Source organism: Streptomyces montanus, from assembly GCF_005786655.1.
GTDB lineage: Bacteria > Actinomycetota > Actinomycetes > Streptomycetales > Streptomycetaceae > Streptomyces > Streptomyces sporangiiformans.
The window spans coordinates 25,837-44,152 of record NZ_VBZC01000018.1; the positions used below are offsets into that span (position 1 = coordinate 25,837).

16 protein-coding genes and 1 tRNA gene are annotated in these 18,316 nt (G+C 68.9%); 13 read left to right on the top strand and 4 right to left on the bottom strand.

Annotation, left to right across the window (positions count from 1 at the left end):
- Positions 1 to 2: 2 nt before the first annotated feature.
- From FE633_RS18000 to FE633_RS18015, 4 genes are all read left to right on the top strand, one after another.
- Positions 3 to 569 carry a GNAT family N-acetyltransferase gene (locus FE633_RS18000; RefSeq protein ID WP_138046192.1) on the top strand — a complete coding sequence of 189 codons (567 nt, stop codon included), beginning with the start codon at positions 3 to 5 and terminating at the stop codon, positions 567 to 569.
- Positions 566 to 2,359, top strand: a complete 1,794-nt coding sequence (locus FE633_RS18005; RefSeq protein WP_138046193.1) for an IucA/IucC family protein — start codon at positions 566 to 568, stop codon at positions 2,357 to 2,359. Before FE633_RS18000 ends, FE633_RS18005 begins: the two co-directional genes overlap by 4 nt.
- Before the next feature lie 216 nt (positions 2,360 to 2,575).
- Positions 2,576 to 3,787, top strand: coding sequence for an RNA-guided endonuclease InsQ/TnpB family protein (locus FE633_RS18010; RefSeq protein ID WP_246113680.1), 1,212 nt, complete (start codon positions 2,576 to 2,578; stop codon positions 3,785 to 3,787).
- Between the two features lie 216 nt (positions 3,788 to 4,003).
- Positions 4,004 to 4,894: a DUF4429 domain-containing protein gene (locus FE633_RS18015; protein WP_138046194.1), complete on the top strand. Its 891-nt coding sequence runs from the start codon at positions 4,004 to 4,006 to the stop codon at positions 4,892 to 4,894.
- Positions 4,895 to 4,940: 46 nt separating this feature from the next.
- On the opposite strand, the gene FE633_RS18020 is transcribed toward FE633_RS18015, so the two are convergent.
- Positions 4,941 to 6,500 carry a purple acid phosphatase family protein gene (locus tag FE633_RS18020; protein WP_171060017.1) on the bottom strand — a complete coding sequence of 520 codons (1,560 nt, stop codon included), beginning with the start codon at positions 6,498 to 6,500 and terminating at the stop codon, positions 4,941 to 4,943.
- A gap of 163 nt (positions 6,501 to 6,663) precedes the next feature.
- On the opposite strand from FE633_RS18020, the gene FE633_RS18025 reads away from it, so the two are divergent.
- Positions 6,664 to 6,921, top strand: a complete 258-nt coding sequence (locus FE633_RS18025; protein WP_138046196.1) for a hypothetical protein — start codon at positions 6,664 to 6,666, stop codon at positions 6,919 to 6,921.
- Positions 6,922 to 6,971: 50 nt separating this feature from the next.
- Positions 6,972 to 8,789 (top strand): glutamine--fructose-6-phosphate transaminase (isomerizing), encoded by a 1,818-nt coding sequence (gene glmS / locus FE633_RS18030; RefSeq protein WP_138046197.1) that lies wholly within the window; start codon positions 6,972 to 6,974, stop codon positions 8,787 to 8,789.
- A gap of 107 nt (positions 8,790 to 8,896) precedes the next feature.
- Here the strand turns inward: glmS and FE633_RS18035 are convergent, their stop codons facing one another.
- The gene (locus FE633_RS18035) at positions 8,897 to 9,469 is read right to left on the bottom strand and encodes a GPR1/FUN34/YaaH family transporter (protein WP_138046198.1); all 573 of its coding nucleotides are present in this window, start codon (positions 9,467 to 9,469) and stop codon (positions 8,897 to 8,899) included.
- Positions 9,470 to 9,721: 252 nt separating this feature from the next.
- Positions 9,722 to 10,249 (bottom strand): universal stress protein, encoded by a 528-nt coding sequence (locus FE633_RS18040; protein ID WP_138046199.1) that lies wholly within the window; start codon positions 10,247 to 10,249, stop codon positions 9,722 to 9,724.
- A 347-nt stretch (positions 10,250 to 10,596) separates the two neighbouring features.
- Between FE633_RS18040 and FE633_RS18045 the strand changes: the two genes are divergently transcribed.
- The 4 genes from FE633_RS18045 to FE633_RS18060 all read left to right on the top strand — a co-directional run bounded on the left by FE633_RS18045 (position 10,597) and on the right by FE633_RS18060 (position 13,445).
- The gene (locus FE633_RS18045) at positions 10,597 to 10,929 is read left to right on the top strand and encodes a hypothetical protein (RefSeq protein WP_138046200.1); all 333 of its coding nucleotides are present in this window, start codon (positions 10,597 to 10,599) and stop codon (positions 10,927 to 10,929) included.
- Positions 10,930 to 11,307: 378 nt separating this feature from the next.
- Entirely contained in the window at positions 11,308 to 12,525 is a 1,218-nt protein-coding gene (locus FE633_RS18050) for a helix-turn-helix domain-containing protein (protein WP_138046201.1), read from the top strand.
- A 151-nt stretch (positions 12,526 to 12,676) separates the two neighbouring features.
- Positions 12,677 to 13,279 carry an oligoribonuclease gene (orn, locus tag FE633_RS18055; RefSeq protein WP_119099402.1) on the top strand — a complete coding sequence of 201 codons (603 nt, stop codon included), beginning with the start codon at positions 12,677 to 12,679 and terminating at the stop codon, positions 13,277 to 13,279.
- 93 nt (positions 13,280 to 13,372) lie between these two features.
- Positions 13,373 to 13,445: transfer RNA gene (locus FE633_RS18060), tRNA-His, on the top strand.
- A gap of 109 nt (positions 13,446 to 13,554) precedes the next feature.
- On the opposite strand, the gene FE633_RS18065 is transcribed toward FE633_RS18060, so the two are convergent.
- Entirely contained in the window at positions 13,555 to 14,610 is a 1,056-nt protein-coding gene (locus FE633_RS18065) for a LacI family DNA-binding transcriptional regulator (RefSeq protein ID WP_138046202.1), read from the bottom strand.
- Positions 14,611 to 15,036: 426 nt separating this feature from the next.
- On the opposite strand from FE633_RS18065, the gene FE633_RS18070 reads away from it, so the two are divergent.
- Genes FE633_RS18070 through FE633_RS18080 form a run of 3 tightly spaced genes read left to right on the top strand, consistent with a single transcriptional unit; the run spans position 15,037 to position 18,274 of the window.
- Positions 15,037 to 16,359 carry an ABC transporter substrate-binding protein gene (locus FE633_RS18070; protein ID WP_138046203.1) on the top strand — a complete coding sequence of 441 codons (1,323 nt, stop codon included), beginning with the start codon at positions 15,037 to 15,039 and terminating at the stop codon, positions 16,357 to 16,359.
- Positions 16,356 to 17,384: a carbohydrate ABC transporter permease gene (locus tag FE633_RS18075; protein WP_138046204.1), complete on the top strand. Its 1,029-nt coding sequence runs from the start codon at positions 16,356 to 16,358 to the stop codon at positions 17,382 to 17,384. The genes FE633_RS18070 and FE633_RS18075 overlap by 4 nt, the downstream gene beginning before the upstream one ends.
- Positions 17,381 to 18,274: a carbohydrate ABC transporter permease gene (locus FE633_RS18080; RefSeq protein WP_138046205.1), complete on the top strand. Its 894-nt coding sequence runs from the start codon at positions 17,381 to 17,383 to the stop codon at positions 18,272 to 18,274. Before FE633_RS18075 ends, FE633_RS18080 begins: the two co-directional genes overlap by 4 nt.
- The last annotated feature ends 42 nt before the right edge of the window (positions 18,275 to 18,316 follow it).

The following is an 18,316-nucleotide window of genomic DNA, read 5'->3' on the forward strand; positions in this document are numbered from 1 at the left end:
CGATGAGCGCCGCCTCCCAAGTCGGCACCTTCACCATCCGTCCCCTCGACCCCCTCAAAGACGCCGAACTGCTGCACTCCTGGGTGACGCACCCCAAGGCGGCCTACTGGATGATGCAGGACGCCAAACTCCAGGACGTGGAGCGCGAGTACATGGCCATCGCGGCCAACGAGCACCACCACGCGTACCTGGGGTTCCACGACGGTGAACCCGCGTTCCTGATGGAGAAGTACGACCCCCGGTACATCGAGCTCGTCGGCCTGTACGAACCCGAGCCGGGCGATGTCGGCATGCACTTCCTGGTGGCGCCGACGGACACCCCGGTGCACGGCTTCACCCGAGCCGTGATCACCGCGGTGATGGAGTCCCTGTTCGCCGACCCGCGCACCCGGCGGGTCGTGGTCGAGCCCGACGTCACCAACAACGCGGTGCACGCACTCAACGAAGCCGTCGGCTTCGTGCCCGCACGTGAGATCGACAAGCCGGAGAAGCGCGCGCTGCTGTCCTTCTGCACGCGCGAACGCTTCTTCAACAGGCACAGCTTGGCTGCGCGAGGAGTTTCGATATGACCCTGTCCGACGCCGTGGCGCATCTGTCCCCCCACCGCTGGGCGCGGGCCAACCGCCTCCTCATCCGCAAGGCGCTCGCCGAGTTCGCGCACGAGCGGCTCATCACGCCGGAGCCGGAGCCCTCGCCGCAGGGGGACGAGGGCACTGGCCGGTACGTCGTCCGCAGCGACGACGGTCTGACCCGGTACGAGTTCACCGCCACCCGCCGCGCCCTCGACCACTGGCAGATCGACGCCGACTCGATCACCCGCCACCACGACGGCCGTGAACTCCCGCTCACCGCCCTCGACTTCTTCATCGAGCTGAAGAAGACGCTCGGCCTGAGCGACGAGATCCTCCCCGTCTACCTGGAGGAGATCTCCTCCACCCTGTCCGGGACCTGCTACAAGCTCACCAAGCCGCAGATCCCGGCCGCGGAGCTGGCCCGCTCCGGCTTCCAGGCCATCGAGACCGGCATGACCGAGGGCCACCCCTGCTTCGTCGCCAACAACGGCCGGCTCGGCTTCGGCGTCCACGAATACCTCTCCTACGCCCCAGAGACCGCGAGCCCCGTCCGGCTGGTCTGGCTGGCCGCGCACCGCTCGCGGGCGGCCTTCACGGCGGGCGTGGGCATCGAGTACGAGGCGTTCCTGAGGAACGAGCTGGGCGCCGAGACGGTCGAGCGCTTCCACACCGTTCTGCGCGAGCAGGACCTCGACCCGGCCGACTACCTCCTCATACCCGTCCACCCCTGGCAGTGGTGGAACAAGCTCAGTGTGACCTTCGCGGCCGAGGTCGCCCAGCAGAACCTCGTGTGCCTGGGCGAGGGCGACGACGAGTATCTCGCCCAGCAGTCGATCCGGACCTTCTTCAACAAGAGCGCCCCGGAGAAGCACTACGTGAAGACCGCCCTGTCGGTCATCAACATGGGCTTCATGCGCGGCCTGTCCGCCGCGTACATGGAGGCGACCCCGGCCATCAACGACTGGCTGGCCGGGCTCATCGACAACGACCCGGTGTTGAAGTCCACCGGCCTGTCGGTCATCCGCGAGCGCGCGGCCGTCGGGTACCGGCACCTGGAGTACGAGGCCGCCACCGACCGTTACTCGCCGTACCGCAAGATGCTCGCCGCGCTGTGGCGCGAAAGCCCCGTGTCCTCGCTGCAGGAGGGCGAGTCCCTGGCCACGATGGCCTCGCTGGTGCATGTCGACCACGAGGGCGCGTCCTTCGCGACCGCGCTGATCGAACGTTCGGGCCTGCCGCCGGTGGAATGGCTGCGCCGCTATCTGCACGCGTATCTCACGCCGCTGCTGCACAGCTTCTACGCGTACGACCTGGTGTTCATGCCGCACGGCGAGAACGTCATCCTGGTCCTCAAGGACGGCGTCGTGCGGCGCGCGATCTACAAGGACATCGCCGAGGAGATCGCGGTCATGGACCCGGACGCGGTGCTGCCGCCCGCGGTCGAGCGGATCCGCGTCGAGGTGCCCGAGGACAAGAAGCTCCTGTCGATCTTCACGGACGTCTTCGACTGCTTCTTCCGCTTCCTCGCCGCGCATCTCGCCGGTGAGGGCGTCCTGGACGAGACCGACTTCTGGCAGACGGTCGCCGACTGCGTACGCGACTACCAGACGGCGAGGCCCGAACTCGCCGACAAGTTCCGGCAGTACGACATGTTCGCGCCCGCGTTCGCACTGTCCTGCCTCAACCGGCTGCAGCTGCGGAACAACAAGGAGATGGTGGACCTCGCCGACCCGTCCGGAGCCCTCCAGCTCGTCGGGACGCTGAAGAACCCCATCGCCGGGCTGTAGCCGTAGCACCTGCCACAGTCACGGGGCACCCACAGACAGGCGGGCGCCCCCACGTACGGTCCCAGGGGGCGCCCGCCGTCGTATCAACTAGCGGGTGGGCCAGCGAACTCGCGGAGACCGTAGTAGCGATCTGTTCTCTGTCCATGCTGAGCGCCCGCAGGGCTGCCCGACGGAGCGAGGGAATACGAACAACCGTCCCACGGATCACCAGTCGCGGTGATCGCCGGACAAAGCACGGTCGTGCGTGCGGGTGTCGTACTACGGTCCGGGATTGTGAAGCTGGTGGTGCAGGTGAAGCTCCTGCCGACGCGCGAGCAGGCGTCGGCGCTGGAGGCGACCCTGCACGCCTGCAACCGAGCCGCCACCTACGCCTCCGCCGTCGCCTTCGTCAAGGACCTGACGGACCGCAACGGTCTTCAGAAGGAGGTGTACACGGATCTGAAGGCGACCTTCGGGCTGTCCGCACAGCCGGCGGTGCGGGCGGTGAAGAAGGTCGTCGACGCCTACGCGACTCTGAAGGCCAATCTGCGAGCCGGGAATCTGGGGCCGCCCACCTCCCGGCGATACCGCAAGGCGGTCAGCACCCCGATCGCCTTCCGCCCGGAGGCCGCCCAGCCGTTCGACGACCGCTGCCTGTCGTGGCAGTACGACGCGCGCACCGTCTCCATCTGGACCGTGGACGGGCGAATGAAGTGGCTCCGGTTCGCCTGCTCACCTAACCAGCTCAAGATGCTCGGAGCTCATCGTAGGGGCGAGAGTGACCTGGTCCAGCGGGGCGGAACGTGGTTCCTGATCGCCACCTGCGACGTGCCGGATCCCGAGGTGCGCGATCCGGTCGACTGGATCGGGGTGGACCGAGGCATCGTGAACCTGGCCACGACCAGCGACGGCATCAACCACCAAGGACGGCGGCTATCACGCTACCGGCGCTGGCAGGCCCGCAAACGCGCCGAACTCCAGGCCAAGCAAACCCGCTCGGCCACCCGCCGCCTCGCCCACCGCACGCAGAAGGAGCGCCGCCATGCTACCCAGGTGAACCACACGATCAGCAAGGAGATCGTGTCCGTCGCCCAACGCACCGGTCGCGGCATCGCCGTCGAGGCACTCGACGGCATCCGCGAGCGGGTACGGCTACGCGGCGACCAGCGGGGCATCCTCTCCTCGTGGCCCTTCCACCAGCTCGGACAGCACCTCGCTTACAAGGCCCGGCGGGCTGGGGTGCCCTTCCTTGAGGTGGATGCGGCATACACCTCGCAGCGCTGCCCGCGCTGCGGCCACACCGAGCGGGCCAATCGGCCCGCCCGGGACCACTTCCGCTGTCGTCGGTGCGGGCTCGCTGGCCCTGCCGACGTCGTCGCCGGGGTCAACGTGCGCAACCGCGCACGCTCGGCGTGGGTGTTCGTCACCGCACCCGCACCCTCCCCCTGAAGCTGAGGGGGGATGAGTGGATGCGACCCGTGACCGTCCTGTCGTAGGGGGTAGTCGGGAGCGCGACGAGGTGTGAACGACCGAGTACACAAGCTCGGCCGTTCACGGCCGAGAAGGTGACAAGCGCTCCCTTCCATGAGCTCACCCAAGAGCCCTCCACGAGCCCCGATGGGTATAGACCAACTCTCTCGCGAGACCGATGAAACAATCCCCCGTATGGCGGAAATCATCCAGAAGGACGGCACCTGGGCCTTCGACGGCGATGCCGTGCGGCTCACCCCGGGCCGCGAGAAGAACGTGAGCCTGCTGCGCAAGACGCTGGGCGAACTCACCGTTCCGCTGGGTGCGTTGGCGGGGATCTCCTTCGAGCAGGGCAAGAAGTCCGGGCGGCTCAGAATCCGGCTGCGCGACGGTGCCGACCCGCTGTTACAGGCGACCGGCGGCAAGCTCGTGGACTCCTCCGACCCGTACCAACTGGCCGTCGAATCGGACCGGTACGGCGTCGCCGAGTACTTCGTGGACGAGATCCGCAACGCGCTGCTGCTGGATCAGGTGCCGTCCACCGCCGTCGACCGCTATCTGCTGCCGGGACCGTCCGTGCCGCTGTCGGTGTCCGCCGGGGACGGCACCGCGAGCTTCGACGGGGAGTCCATCCGGCTGGAGTGGAACTGGAAGACCGAGGAGGCCAAGGCGGCGGCCGGCGGCCGCACGCTCGCCCTCGCCGACATCCGGGCCGTGGAGTGGCACCCTGCGGCCGGCCTCGAGAACGGCTACCTCCGCTTCACCGTCCACAACGCCGCGACCAAGGCCCCGCCGAAGTACGACCCCAACTCCGTGGAACTGTGGGGCTTCAAGAAGGACCCGCTCATGGCGCTGGTGGCGGCGGCGGTACAGGCGCGCCTCCCGCATCCGTCGGCCCCACCGGTCGCGGACGCGCCGCCGAAGCGGCACTCCCCCGGCGCCGCCTCCGCCCCGGAGCAGCCCGCCGAGGCCGACCATGACGCCCTGCTGCGCCGTCTGCGCGAGCTCGGCGAGCTGCACAAGTCCGGGGTCCTCACGGACGAGGAGTTCACGCTGGCCAAGCAGGCGGTTCTCAAGCGGATGTAGCGGGCGGTCCTCAAGCGGATGCTCAGGACCGCCCGTCCGCGGCCGGTCAGGCCCGGCGCGCGAGGGTGAAGCGGTCGACCTCCTCGCCCGTCTCGGCGATTCCCCGCACGGTCAGCGTGGCCGTGCGCCCCTTGGGCGCGGGTGTCACATCCACCCGCAGGAACGAGTAGTCCAGATACCGCACACGCGACCAGGCGACCGTCTCCTGCTGCCGGCCGCCGTCCTTGAGGCAGACGAACGACGAGACGGCGTCGTTCTCCTTCTCGTGCCCCTCGTACGACTCGTCGGCGCTGAACGTGTACAGGCTGCGGCCCGCCGCGCCCGCCGTCACGTACACGACGCCGTCCGTCTCCGGGTGGGCGGTGCCGCCGATCGGCAGCTGCCGGGAGACCTCGCCGCTCTTGATCACGTCGGTGCGCTCGTAGACGTGGTTGTGGCCGTTGATCACCAGGTCGACGGTGTACTTCTCGAACAGCGGCACCCACTCCTGGCGCACCCCGCCCTCGGAGGCGTGGGCGGTCGAGGTGCAGTACGCGCAGTGGTGGAAGAAGACGACGATGAAGTCGATGCCCTCCGCGGCGCGGTACTCACGCAGCCGGCGCTCCAGCCATGCCGTCTGCGTGCCGCCGGAGATACCGAGGTTGGCCGGGATCTCGAAGGAGATGTCGTTGGCGTCCAGCGAGATCACGGCGGTGTTGCCGTGCACGAAGGAGTAGACGCCGGGCAGGTTCTTCTTGTCGGGCCCGTTCTCCGGGAGTTGCCAGCGGGCCTCCTCGCCGCCGTAGCCGTTCGGCGAGTACCAGGCCTCCATGTCGTGGTTGCCGTACGACACCATCCACGGCACCTGCTTGGCGACCGACTCGGTCTGGGCGAGGAACTGGTCCCAGACGCGCGAGTCGAAGCCGGTGTCGGAGGTCTTGCCCTGTCCCGTCGGGTCGCCGTACGCGATGTCGCCCGCGTGCAGGTGGAAGGCCGGGTTCTGACCGAGGATCAGGCTGTCGTTGGCCAGCGCGTGGTAGCTGACGCCCTGGTCGCCGAAGGCGGTGAAGGTGAACGGCTCGGCGTACGCGGGCGCGGTGGTGAAGGTGCCGATCGTGCCCGCGAGATGCGGGGCCGCCGGGTCGAAGCCGTCGTGGCCGACGCCGTAGTAGTAGGTACTGCCGGGGCGCAGACCCGTGAGCCGGGCGTGCAGGTAGTACTGGGTGTGGTTGCCGCTCGCGCCGACGCCGGCCGGGGTGAAGAGCGTCCTGACCTCGGCCTCGATCTTGCGCGAGAGGTCCCACGGGTGGGCACCGATGCGGATGTACGGCTTCCGCACCGCGACGGGGACCTGCCAGGAGACGGTCATCTCGGTGCGCGGGTCGGCACCGTAGGCGAGGTGGCGGCCGAGGGGAGCGACGAGGGAACCGTCGACCTCATCGGTGCGCGTCGTCTGACTCGGAACCGCCGCCTCGGCGGTCGCGCCCGGCACGAAGGCGCCGCCCACGACGGCGCCCAGGGTGACGGCACCGCCTCTGATCATCGTTCGCCGGGAGAATCTGGCGCGCAGATACTCGTGCTGCTCGGCCAGGCTCATCCGCTCGGCCAGTTTCTCCGGGACACCCATGCGGGGAATGTTCATGGCCCGAAAGGTCCTCCCCGCACCCTTCGCCCTGCGGGCCACAGAATGAACGGGTTCCGAACAGCCTCCCATGAGAGTTTCAACAGTCATGTGCCCGATATCGGGCAGGATTCTTGCGATTACTCGCGCTTTACCTCAGGATCGACGGGTGCACGATGACCTTGTTGATCACCTGACGCGCTCCTCGGCCCTGAGCCGGGGCGAGGCGCTGCGCGTGATCCAGGATGTGCTCGCCTACTTCGACGAGACGACGGAGGACTACGTCCGTCGCCGCCACCGAGAGCTCCAGGCCCAGGGCCTGGTGAACTCGGCGATCTTCGAACGGATCGCGGCGGACCTGAAGTACCGCGCGGTCGCGCCGCCCGAGCTCACGCTCAGACAGCTGCGCCGCATCGTCTACGGCTGACCGCCGGACGACAGAGCCGAACGAACGACAGAGGGGAACCGAGGGAACGTATGTGCGGAATCGTGGGATACATCGGCAGGCGTGATGTGGCACCGCTCCTCCTCGAAGGACTGCAGCGCCTCGAGTACCGGGGATACGACTCGGCGGGCATCGTCGTGACCAGCCCGAAGACGCCCGGCCTCAAGATGGTCAAGGCCAAGGGGCGGGTCCGCGACCTGGAGGCGAAGGTCCCCGCCCGGTTCAAGGGCACCACCGGCATCGCCCACACCCGCTGGGCCACGCACGGCGCGCCATCCGACGTGAACGCGCACCCGCACCTGGACGCCGAGGGCAAGGTCGCCGTCGTCCACAACGGCATCATCGACAACGCCTCCGACCTGCGCAGGAAGCTGGAGGCCGACGGCGTCGAGTTCCTCTCCGAGACCGACACCGAGGTCCTCACCCACCTCATCGGCCGCTCGCAGGCCGTGAAGCTGGAGGACAAGGTCCGCGAGACGCTGCGCGTCATCGAGGGCACGTACGGCATCGCCGTCATGCACGCCGACTTCCCCGACCGCGTCGTGGTGGCCCGCAACGGCTCCCCGGTCGTCCTCGGCATCGGCGAGAAGGAGATGTTCGTCGCCTCCGACGTCGCCGCGCTCGTCGCGCACACCCGCCAGATCGTCACCCTCGACGACGGCGAGATGGCGACCCTCAAGGCCGACGACTTCCGTACGTACACCACCGAGGGCACCCGTACGACCGCCGAGCCGACCACCGTGGAGTGGGAGGCCGAGTCGTACGACATGGGCGGCCACGACACGTACATGCACAAGGAGATCCACGAGCAGGCCGACGCCGTGGACCGGGTGCTGCGCGGCCGCATCGACGACCGGTTCTCCACCGTGCACCTGGGCGGCCTGAACCTGGACGCCCGCGAGGCCCGCAAGATCCGCCGGGTGAAGATCCTCGGCTGCGGCACCTCGTACCACGCGGGCATGATCGGCGCCCAGATGATCGAGGAGCTGGCCCGTATCCCCGCGGACGCCGAGCCGGCCTCCGAGTTCCGCTACCGCAACGCGGTCGTCGACCCCGACACGCTGTACGTCGCGGTGTCCCAGTCCGGTGAGACGTACGACGTACTGGCAGCCGTGCAGGAGCTGAAGCGGAAGGGCGCGCGGGTCCTCGGCATCGTGAACGTGGTCGGTTCTGCGATCGCCCGCGAGGCCGACGGCGGCATGTACGTGCACGCCGGCCCCGAGGTGTGCGTGGTGTCCACCAAGTGTTTCACCAACACCACGGTCGCCTTCGCTCTGCTCGCGCTGCACCTCGGCCGCACCCGCGACCTGTCGGTCTCCGACGGCAAGCGGATCATCGAGGGCCTGCGCAGGCTGCCCGGCCAGATCTCCGAGATGCTGGAGCAGGAGGCGGACATCAAGAAGCTGGCGGAGGACTACGCCGAGGCCCGCTCGATGCTCTTCATCGGCCGTGTACGCGGCTACCCGGTGGCCCGTGAGGCCTCGCTGAAGCTCAAGGAGGTCTCGTACATCCACGCCGAGGCCTATCCCGCCTCGGAGTTGAAGCACGGCCCGCTCGCGCTGATCGAGCCCGCGCTGCCCACCGTGGCGATCGTCCCCGACGACGACCTCCTGGAGAAGAACCGCGCGGCCCTGGAGGAGATCAAGGCCCGCAGCGGCAAGATCCTCGCGGTCGCCCACCGGGAGCAGGAGAAGGCCGACCAGACGATCGTCGTCCCCAAGAACGAGGACGAGCTCGACCCGATCCTGATGGGCATCCCCCTCCAACTCCTCGCCTACCACACGGCCTTGGCCCTGGGCCGGGACATCGACAAGCCGCGCAACCTCGCCAAGTCGGTGACGGTGGAGTAAATCCACCGGCGCCGCTCACAGAACAGCTCTCCGTGTGTGCCACCCGCACACGGAGAGCCGTTCTTTTTCAGGAGCCGGGGCCGCCCAAACCCCGGCTCGCGGCTGCCTCAGCCGGTGGCCGTCACCCCCCGGCCGGCAGCGCGTCCTCGCGGCAGTGCCGTCGGCCAGTGGGCCAGGGCCGCCGTCGCCGCGTACCAGGCCATCAGGCCGGACGCCGCCGCGAACCAGCCACCGGCCCTGGTGAGCGCTTCGGAGTCGCCGAACCGCGCGACGGCGAGGAGGAGAAGGGCGACGAAGAGCAGTCCGTACGCCCCGCGTGTGAGGGTGGCACCACCGGACGCACCGACGGTCAGGCTGAGCGCGACGAGCGCGAAGAGCAGCAGGAACAGCCCGGCCGCGTTGTCCGTGACCTGGGTGTCCGCGCCGACGCCCCAGGTGAACCAGAACGCCCCGAGCCCGGCGAACGCCGTACCCGTGAACGCGTCGCGGTCGCGCAGCGCGAGGAGACCGGCGACGAAGAGCGCGATGCCACCGACGTAGGTGGCGAGCGAGACGGCGTCCCCGGCTGTCACGCCGTCGATCACTTCGGTGTGACCGAGGCCGAAGGCCAGCAGGGTGACTCCGAGGGCGAGATGACCAAGTGTCGTGGTGGTGCTTCCCGCAGAGACGTCGTTGTCCACGGCGGGCTCCCTTCATGCACGTGCGGTGGTGCGGTGAGGTGCCGGTCGTATGTCCGTCGACCGGCGAACGGTTTGTACCCTTCACAAGGGCACAAACCACCTCTACGCGCCAGTAGATTTGTCCACGTACAGAAGGAGGTTGACGCTCGCGGCGGCTCGTCTCACCTGGGACAACGGCGAGTTACGGAATGGCAACGCCGGAGGCGTCGAGAACGGGCCGGGTGCGCTCGCGCGCGGGCGCGGGCGCGGGGGTCACGGAATGACGATCACCGGGCGCTGTGCGCGCTTCGCGAGCCGCCCCGCGACCGAGCCGAAGATCCGCCCGACGATGCCGTGCGTGGTGCCGACGACGATCGCGTCCGCCTCGTACTCCCGCCCGACCTCCTCGAGTTCGTGGCAGATGTCGCCGCCGCGCTCGACAAGGATCCACGGCACTTCGGACAGGTATTCCGCACAGGCGAGTTCAAGCCCGAGCACCTCGGTGCGGTGGTCCGGAACATCGACGAAGACCGGGGGCTCACAGCCCGCCCACACCGTGGTCGGCAGCCGGTTGGCGACGTGCACGATGATCAGGCCGGAGCCGGAGCGATGCGCCATCCCGATCGCGTAGGCGAGGGCGCGTTCACTGGACGTCGAGCCGTCGAAGCCGACGACGACACCGTGCTTGAACGCCGGATCGCAGGACTGACGTGTTTGTTCCTCCGCCGAGGGCTCGGCCGCCTTGGGGTCGGCGACGGGGCGCTTGCGGTGCGCGGGATCGAAGAATTCTTGTCCGGCCATGAGTGTCTCGGCGTTTTGATCCTCGTGGGTGGGACGACAGGTGCTACGGAGCTGTGTCCGGGAATCATCTTCCCAACCCCATACCCCCAAGGGTACGGCGGCACGCCTCCTCTGCCCAGATCCCGCACTCACCGCGGGAGGGTTCCCCGGAGCATGCACGAGAGAGCGCCCGCAACGCAATGGTTGCTGCCACGTACAGGCGGTTTGCACAGGGTTCCGCTGGGCTTCACCCCGCTCATCGCGTCCCCGGCCGCCCCCGACCGCCGGCCGTGACCGGCCCACCACCGTGACCGGCCGGTCGGCCATGCGTTGAACCCCCGTAACCCGCCGCCCCAGGGAGCCCCACCGTGCCCGGACCCTCGACCGCACCCCGGCCCTCCTCCGGGACACCCGCCGCACAGGACACGGTGAGCGATGTGATCCGCTGGGCGGCCTTCAGCTGCGTCCTGGTGCCCGCGGTGCTCGTCGGGTACGGGACCTCCCTGGCCGGCGCGGCAGGCGCGGCCCTCGGCCTGGCCGCGGTGACCGGGGCGTGCCGGGTCCTGCTGAGGCGCTCCGAGCGGGGCACGCCTCGTCTGCTGAACGAGGAGCGGACGCCGCGTCGCCGGCGGCGCGGCGGGGTCGGCGCGGGAGCACGCAGGAGGTGCCTGTACTCCCGGGGACGCACGCCGGTTGACTGACCGGTTTGCGCGCAAGGACCCATCGGTTTTCAGCCAACTTCTGGGAGCCGCGCATTACTTGGCCGAAGGGGTCATCAACCCCCGTTCGACCTGCACTGAAAGGGGCCCTAAGGGCGCCCGCACCCTACGGGGACCAGCCACGCGGACGAGGCGCACTTCCCTGTAGGACCCACGAGTGCAACGCTTCGTGATCGAATGCTTCACGCCAAGTTGCCATGTCGACAATGTGCCGTGTGCCGAACTGGTCACCCAGGCACCACTGGACACAGTAGATTCGATCTTGACTGTCTTACGGCGGGGGACTCGTGCAGGACCGAGGGGAAACGTGCAGGAGCGACACAACCGAGGAGCCGCGACCACCGAGGGGGGCTTAGCAGTATGAGCCACGACTCCACTGCCGCGCCGGAAGCCGCGGCCCGGAAACTTTCCGGGCGACGCCGCAAGGAGATCGTCGCGGTGCTGCTGTTCAGCGGCGGCCCCATCTTCGAGAGTTCCATACCACTGTCGGTGTTCGGGATCGACCGCCAGGACGCCGGCGTGCCGCGCTACAGGCTGCTTGTCTGCGCGGGGGAGGAAGGGCCCCTGCGGACGACCGGGGGACTCGAACTGACCGCGCCCCATGGGCTGGAGGCGATCTCCAGGGCGGGCACCGTCGTCGTGCCGGCCTGGCGGTCGATCACCGCGCCACCGCCCCAGGAGGCGCTCGACGCCCTGCGCCGGGCCCATGAGGAGGGGGCCCGCATAGTCGGGCTGTGCACCGGCGCCTTCGTACTGGCCGCGGCCGGACTGCTGGACGGCCGTCCCGCGACCACCCACTGGATGTACGCGCCGACGCTGGCGAAGCGCTATCCGTCCGTCCACGTCGATCCCCGCGAGCTGTTCGTGGACGACGGCGACGTGCTGACCTCGGCGGGTACGGCCGCGGGCATCGACCTCTGTCTGCACATCGTGCGGACGGACCACGGCAACGAAGCCGCCGGAGCACTGGCCCGCCGCCTGGTGGTGCCGCCCCGGCGCAGCGGCGGCCAGGAGCGCTATCTCGATCGGTCTTTACCGGAGGAGATCGGCGCCGACCCGCTCGCGGAGGTCGTCGCCTGGGCACTGGAGCACCTCCACGAACAGTTCGACGTGGAGACGCTGGCGGCACGCGCGTACATGAGCAGGCGTACGTTCGACCGCCGCTTCCGCTCTCTCACCGGGAGCGCCCCTCTGCAGTGGCTGATCACGCAGCGGGTGCTCCAGGCGCAGCGGCTGCTGGAGACGTCGGACTACTCGGTGGACGAGGTGGCGGGCCGCTGCGGCTTCCGCTCCCCGGTGGCCCTGCGCGGCCACTTCCGCCGTCAGCTCGGCTCGTCCCCCGCCGCGTACCGGGCCGCCTATCGCGCCCGGCGCCCGCAGTCCGACAAGCCGTCGGACCCGGACGGCTCGCCGCCACCGGTTCATCAGGACGCCCCCGTACCCCTCCAGTCGCGCCGCACGGCCGCGGCGCACGCCGTGGGTCCGACCGCGTCCTTGTCCACGGACCCGGCGAAGGGCGCGACGGAGCTGTACCTGCACGGGCGGCCGAGTGTGCCGGGGCAGCGGAGCGCTCAGTAGAGAGCCGTGGAGACATGGTGGTGAGCCGGGGATGAGGCTCACCGCGTGAGGCGGGGTGCGGCGTGGTCGGAGGACCGTCGCCCGCCCCGCTTCGCTCAAGCGCTGGTCCCGTGCCTGCCCGCCCGCGGCCACGGGCCGTAGGGTGAGACATATGAACGATCGCATGGTGTGGATCGACTGCGAGATGACCGGCCTCTCGCTGTCCGACGACGCGCTCATCGAGGTGGCCGCGCTGGTCACCGACTCCGAGCTGAATGTGCTCGGGGAAGGGGTGGACATCGTGATCCGCCCGCCGGACGCGGCCCTGGAGACCATGCCGGAGGTGGTGCGCACGATGCACACCGCCTCGGGCCTCCTCTCCGAACTGGCCGCCGGTACGACACTGGCGGACGCCGAGGAGCAGGTCCTGGCCTACGTACGGGAGCACGTCAAGGAGCCGGGCAAGGCTCCGCTGTGCGGCAACTCGGTGGGCACGGACCGTGGCTTCCTGCTGCGCGACATGCCGACCCTGGAGGACTACCTCCACTACCGGATCGTCGATGTCTCCTCCATCAAGGAACTGGCCCGCCGCTGGTATCCCCGGGCGTACTTCAACAGCCCGGAGAAGAACGGCAACCACAGAGCCCTGGCGGACATCCGCGAATCCATCGCCGAACTCCGCTACTACCGCGAGGCGATCTTCGTCCCGCAGCCGGGACCGGACTCGGACACGGCCCGTACGATCGCCGCGAAACACGTCCTGCCCGCGAGTTGACGCCCCGCGAAAGGCGGGCGCGAGCACCCCTTCGGACCCTGTACACTTTTTCTTGGCCGGTCGGGAAGTCCACGCGGACAACCACCGGTCATGGTGGGTGTAGCTCAGCTGGTAGAGCACCTGGTTGTGGTCCAGGATGCCGCGGGTTCAAGTCCCGTCACTCACCCTGGATGATCAAGGCCCGACCTGCGAAAGCAGGTCGGGCCTTGTCCGTTGCCGTTCCCACGGGAACACCATGGGAACACCACAGGAACACAGCCCCGTTCCCGCGCGCCTCACGAAGAGGCGCGTGCCATCAGCTTCGCCGGCAGTACGACCTGACGCTTCTCCAGGCCCCGTGAGGCCGCCGGACGGCGGTCCGCTATCTCGCCGAGCAGCAGGTCGAGCATCGCGCGGCCCATCTCCTCTATCGGCTGGCGGACGCTGGTCAGGGGCGGGTCCATATGGCGGGCGATGGCGGAGTCGTCGTAGCCGACGAGGGCCACGTCGTCGGGAATGCGGCGGCCGGCCTCGCGCAGAACCTGGCGGGCGCCGGCGGCCATGACGTCGGAGCCGGCGAAGACCGCGTCCACGACGGGGTGGCGGTCGAGCAGTTCCGTCATCGCGCGGCGGCCGCCCTCCTCCGTGAAGTCACCCGGGACGATCAGGTCCTCGTCCACCTCCCGGCCCGCGTCGCGCAGCGCGTCGCGGTAGCCGTCGATGCGGCGCTGGGCGCCGAAGACGTCGAGGCGTCCCGCGATATGGGCCACGGTGCGGCACCCCCGGGCGAGCAGGTGTTCCACCGCGGCACGGCCGCCGCCGTAGTTGTCCGAGTCGACGGACGGCAGCGTCTCCTCGGCGGACCTGCGGCCGCTGATCACCGCCGGGATCTCCAGCTGTTCCAGCAGGTCGGGGAGCGGATCGTCCGCGTGCACCGAGACCAGCAGGACGCCGTCGACCCGGTGGGCCGCCAGATACTGGGCCAGCCGACGCCGCTCCCGGTCACTGCCCGCGAAGATCAGCAGGAGCTGCATCTCCGTGTCCGACAGGGCCGCGCCCACGCCCCGCAGCATGTCCGAGAAGTACGGCTCCGCGAAGAACCGGGTCTCGGGCTCGGGGACGACCAGCGCGATCGCGTCCGTGCGGTTGGCGGCGAGGGCGCGGGCCGCCGTGTTGGGCACGTAGCCGAGTTCCGCCACCGCCGCCTCGACGGCCGCGCGCGTGGCGTCGCTGACCCGCGGCGAGCCGTTGATCACCCGGGAAACCGTGCCGCGCCCCACTCCGGCTCGCGCGGCGACCTCTTCGAGGGTCGGCCGCTTGCCGCTCCGGCTCCGCGCTCCGTGGACTGCCATGGTCCGCCTCTCATCACACCGCGTTCGGCCTGGAATCTAACAGCCTTGATCCCTGTTCGATGCCTCGCATCAGATCGCGAGATGCCCCGCGACCTGCTGTCCGACGTGTCCGCGGACCGGTCCTCCGTCGCCCGACGCAGAGTGATCCGCCATCCTGTGAAGGTTCGCCCGGCCGGTTCCCGGTGGCCTTCGACCCTCGTTCACGGCGTCAGCTAACAGCCCGATAACTGAAGACATATCTCCCTGCCTTCGCCCTTGACACCCCCGCACGAACCAACGAGTCTTCAATACATCACTGGTGGGAGCGCTCCCACAGTACCTGGCACATACACATCCCGCACGTTCCCCGCCCGAGCCGCAGCTAGATAACGGGCCCAACAGTGCAGTTGGCCGGGGGGTCGGCACGTCAGGCAACAGGAGGACGCAATGCGCACGAGTACCCGCCGGTCCCGCCGGCTGGTGGCCCTCACGGCGGTCGCCGCGCTGGCCACGGGACTGCTGGCCGGCTGTGCCGAGGACTCGGACGACGGCTCTTCGTCGGACGGCGGTGGCGACAGCAGCGGCAAGACGACGATAACCGTCGGTACCTTCGGTGAATTCGGCTACAAGCAGTCCGGCCTCTACGACGAGTACATGAAGCTGCACCCGGACATCGCCATCAAGGAGAACGTCACCACCCGTACCGACGTGTACTGGCCCAAGACGCTGACCCGTCTGCAGGCCGGTTCCGGTACCGACGACATCCAGGCGATCGAGGTCGGCAACATCACCGAGGCCGTGCAGACGCAGGCCGACAAGTTCGTCGACCTCGGCAAGGAGGTCGACAAGTCCCAGTGGCTGGACTGGAAGACCGCGCAGGCCACGACCAAGGACGGCAAGACGATCGGGCTCGGCACCGATGTCGGTCCCATGGCGGTCTGCTACCGCAAGGACCTCTTCAAGAAGGCCGGCCTGGAGACGGACCGCGCCAAGCTCGCCGAGCTGTGGAAGGGCGACTGGGCCAAGTACGTCGACCTCGGCAAGGAGTACATGAAGAAGGCGCCGAAGGGCACCAAGTACGTGGACTCCGCCTCCTCGGTCTACAACGCCGTGGCGGGCGGCTTCAGCGAGCGGTACTACGACAAGGGCGGCAACGTCGTCTGGGACAAGTCCGAGGGCGTGAAGAAGTCCTGGGACGTCGCGATGGAGGTCGCGACCAGCGACATGTCGGCGAAGCTGAAGCAGTTCGACAAGCCCTGGGAGCAGGCCTACGCCAAGGGCAGCTTCGCGACGGTGGCCTGCCCGGCGTGGATGATCGGCTACATCCAGCAGAAGGCCGGTGAGTCCGGCAACGGCAAGTGGGACGTGGCGGCGGCACCGACCGCGTCCAACTGGGGCGGTTCCTTCATCGGCGTGCCGACGGCGAGCAAGCACCAGAAGGAAGCCATCGCGCTCGCGAAGTGGCTGACCGCGCCGGAGCAGCAGGCGAAGGTCTTCGCCAAGCAGGCCAGCTTCCCGTCGACCCCGTCGGCGTACGCGACCCTGAAGCCGAAGGCCGAGACCACGGCATACTTCTCTGACGCGCCGCTCACCCAGATCTTCTCCGACGCGGCGAAGACCAGCCCGACGCAGTACCTGGGCGTCAAGGACCAGCCGATCGGCACCTCGATCACCGACGTGGGCATCCTCCAGGTCGAGCAGAAGGGGAAGACCCCTGACCAGGGCTGGGAGGCGGCCACCAAGGAGATCAAGGACGTGCTCGGCCAGTGACCAGCTCCAAGCAGGCTCTCGCGCAACCCGCGACGAGTGCCGACGCCGCGCCCGGCAATCAGCCGGGCGCGGCCCGGGGCGCTCAGGGTCGCGGTACGCCACCGCCGGGCGACAGCTCCTGGCGCAGCCGGCTGTACCGCTGGGACATGAAGGCGTCGCCGTACGCCTTCATCTCCCCCTTCTTCATCGTGTTCGGGGCCTTCTCACTGGTCCCTCTGCTGTACACGGCCTGGTACTCGCTGCACAACGTGCAGCTGGCCGACCTGGACAAGCAGACCTGGGCGGGGCTGGACAACTACCAGAACCTGCTGTCCTCGGACTTCTTCTGGAACTCCCTGTGGGTCACCTTCGTCATCGGCGTGATCTCGACCGTGCCGCAGCTGATGATGGCGCTCGGGCTGGCGCACCTGCTCAACTACAAGCTGCGCGGCTCGACCGTGTGGCGGGTCGTGATGCTCACCCCGTACGCGACCTCGGTGGCGGCGGCCACGCTGGTGTTCGTGCTGCTGTACTCCTGGGACGGCGGCATGATCAACTGGCTCCTCGACTCCGTCGGGATCAACCCGGTCAACTGGCGTGAGTCCGACTGGGGTTCGAAGTTCGCCGTGTCCACGATCGTGATCTGGCGCTGGACCGGCTACAACGCGCTGATCTACCTCGCGGCGATGCAGGCGATCCCCAGCGACCTCTACGAGTCGGCGGCCCTGGACGGCGCGGGCCGCTGGCAGCAGTTCCGCCATGTGACGATCCCGATGCTGCGGCCGACGATCCTGTTCACGGTGGTCGTCTCCACGATCGGCGGGACGCAGCTCTTCGGCGAGGCCCTGCTGTTCGGCGGGGTCAGTGGTTCGAAGGGCGGATCCGCCCACCAGTTCCAGACGCTCGGCCTGTACATGTACGACCAGGGCTGGATCGTCGGCAACCTCGGCAAGGCGTCCGCGATCGCCTGGTCGATGTTCCTGATCCTTGTGATCATCGCCGTGATCAATCTGGTGGTCACCCGACGCCTGAGGAAAACCCAATGACGACAAGCGATCTGACGCTCCCTCAGGCGGAGAAGCGGGGCTCCCGGCGTCCCCGGATCCTCGGCGCGGGCAAGCAGCTGCACGCGGGACCGGTCACGTACATCATCCTCACCCTCTTCGCGCTGATCTCGCTGGCGCCGCTGGTGTGGACGGCGATCGCGGCCTCCCGCACCGACTCCCGGCTCGCGCAGGCGCCGCCGCCGCTGTGGTTCGGCGGGAACCTGTTCAAGAACCTGGAGACCGCCTGGGAAGAGGCCTCGCTCGGCACCGCGATGTTCAACACGGCGTTCGTCGCGTCCGCCATCACCGTCAGCACGGTGGTGTTCTCCACACTCGCCGGGTTCGCCTTCGCCAAGCTGCGGTTCCGGTTCTCCAGCGCGCTGCTGCTGCTGACCATCGGCACGATGATGATCCCGCCGCAGCTGGCCGTCGTACCGCTGTACCTGTGGATGTCCGACCTCGGCTGGTCCAACCAGCTGCAGACGGTCATCCTGCCGACGCTGTGCACCGCCTTCGGCACCTTCTTCATGCGGCAGTACCTGGTGCAGGCACTGCCCACCGAGCTGATCGAGGCGGCACGCGTGGACGGCGCGAGCAGTCTGCGGGTCGTATGGCACGTGGTCTTCCCCGCGGCGCGGCCGGCGATGGCCGTGCTCGGCCTGCTGACCTTCGTGTTCGCCTGGAACGACTTCCTGTGGCCGATCATCGCCCTCAACCAGCAGAACCCGACCGTGCAGGTGGCGCTCAACTCCCTCGGCACCGGCTACGTCCCCGACCAGGCAGTGATCATGGCGGGCGCGCTGCTCGGCACACTGCCGCTGCTCATCGCCTTCCTCCTGTTCGGCAAGCAGATCGTGGGCGGGATCATGCAGGGCGCCATCAAGGGCTGACCCGCCGCGCCGCCGCCCTACGGGGCCGGGCCATCGCCGCCC

Bases quoted from the DNA above. Each gene is read 5' to 3' on its own strand.
- FE633_RS18000 (WP_138046192.1), top strand. From the start codon at position 3: ATGAGCGCCGCCTCCCAAGTCGGCACCTTCACCATCCGTCCCCTCGAC.
- FE633_RS18005 (WP_138046193.1), top strand. From the start codon at position 566: ATGACCCTGTCCGACGCCGTGGCGCATCTGTCCCCCCACCGCTGGGCG.
- FE633_RS18015 (WP_138046194.1), top strand. From the start codon at position 4,004: ATGGCGGAAATCATCCAGAAGGACGGCACCTGGGCCTTCGACGGCGAT.
- FE633_RS18020 (WP_171060017.1), bottom strand. From the start codon at position 6,500: ATGGGTGTCCCGGAGAAACTGGCCGAGCGGATGAGCCTGGCCGAGCAG.
- glmS (WP_138046197.1), top strand. From the start codon at position 6,972: ATGTGCGGAATCGTGGGATACATCGGCAGGCGTGATGTGGCACCGCTC.
- FE633_RS18040 (WP_138046199.1), bottom strand. From the start codon at position 10,249: ATGGCCGGACAAGAATTCTTCGATCCCGCGCACCGCAAGCGCCCCGTC.
- FE633_RS18050 (WP_138046201.1), top strand. From the start codon at position 11,308: ATGAGCCACGACTCCACTGCCGCGCCGGAAGCCGCGGCCCGGAAACTT.
- orn (WP_119099402.1), top strand. From the start codon at position 12,677: ATGAACGATCGCATGGTGTGGATCGACTGCGAGATGACCGGCCTCTCG.
- FE633_RS18065 (WP_138046202.1), bottom strand. From the start codon at position 14,610: ATGGCAGTCCACGGAGCGCGGAGCCGGAGCGGCAAGCGGCCGACCCTC.
- FE633_RS18070 (WP_138046203.1), top strand. From the start codon at position 15,037: ATGCGCACGAGTACCCGCCGGTCCCGCCGGCTGGTGGCCCTCACGGCG.
- FE633_RS18080 (WP_138046205.1), top strand. From the start codon at position 17,381: ATGACGACAAGCGATCTGACGCTCCCTCAGGCGGAGAAGCGGGGCTCC.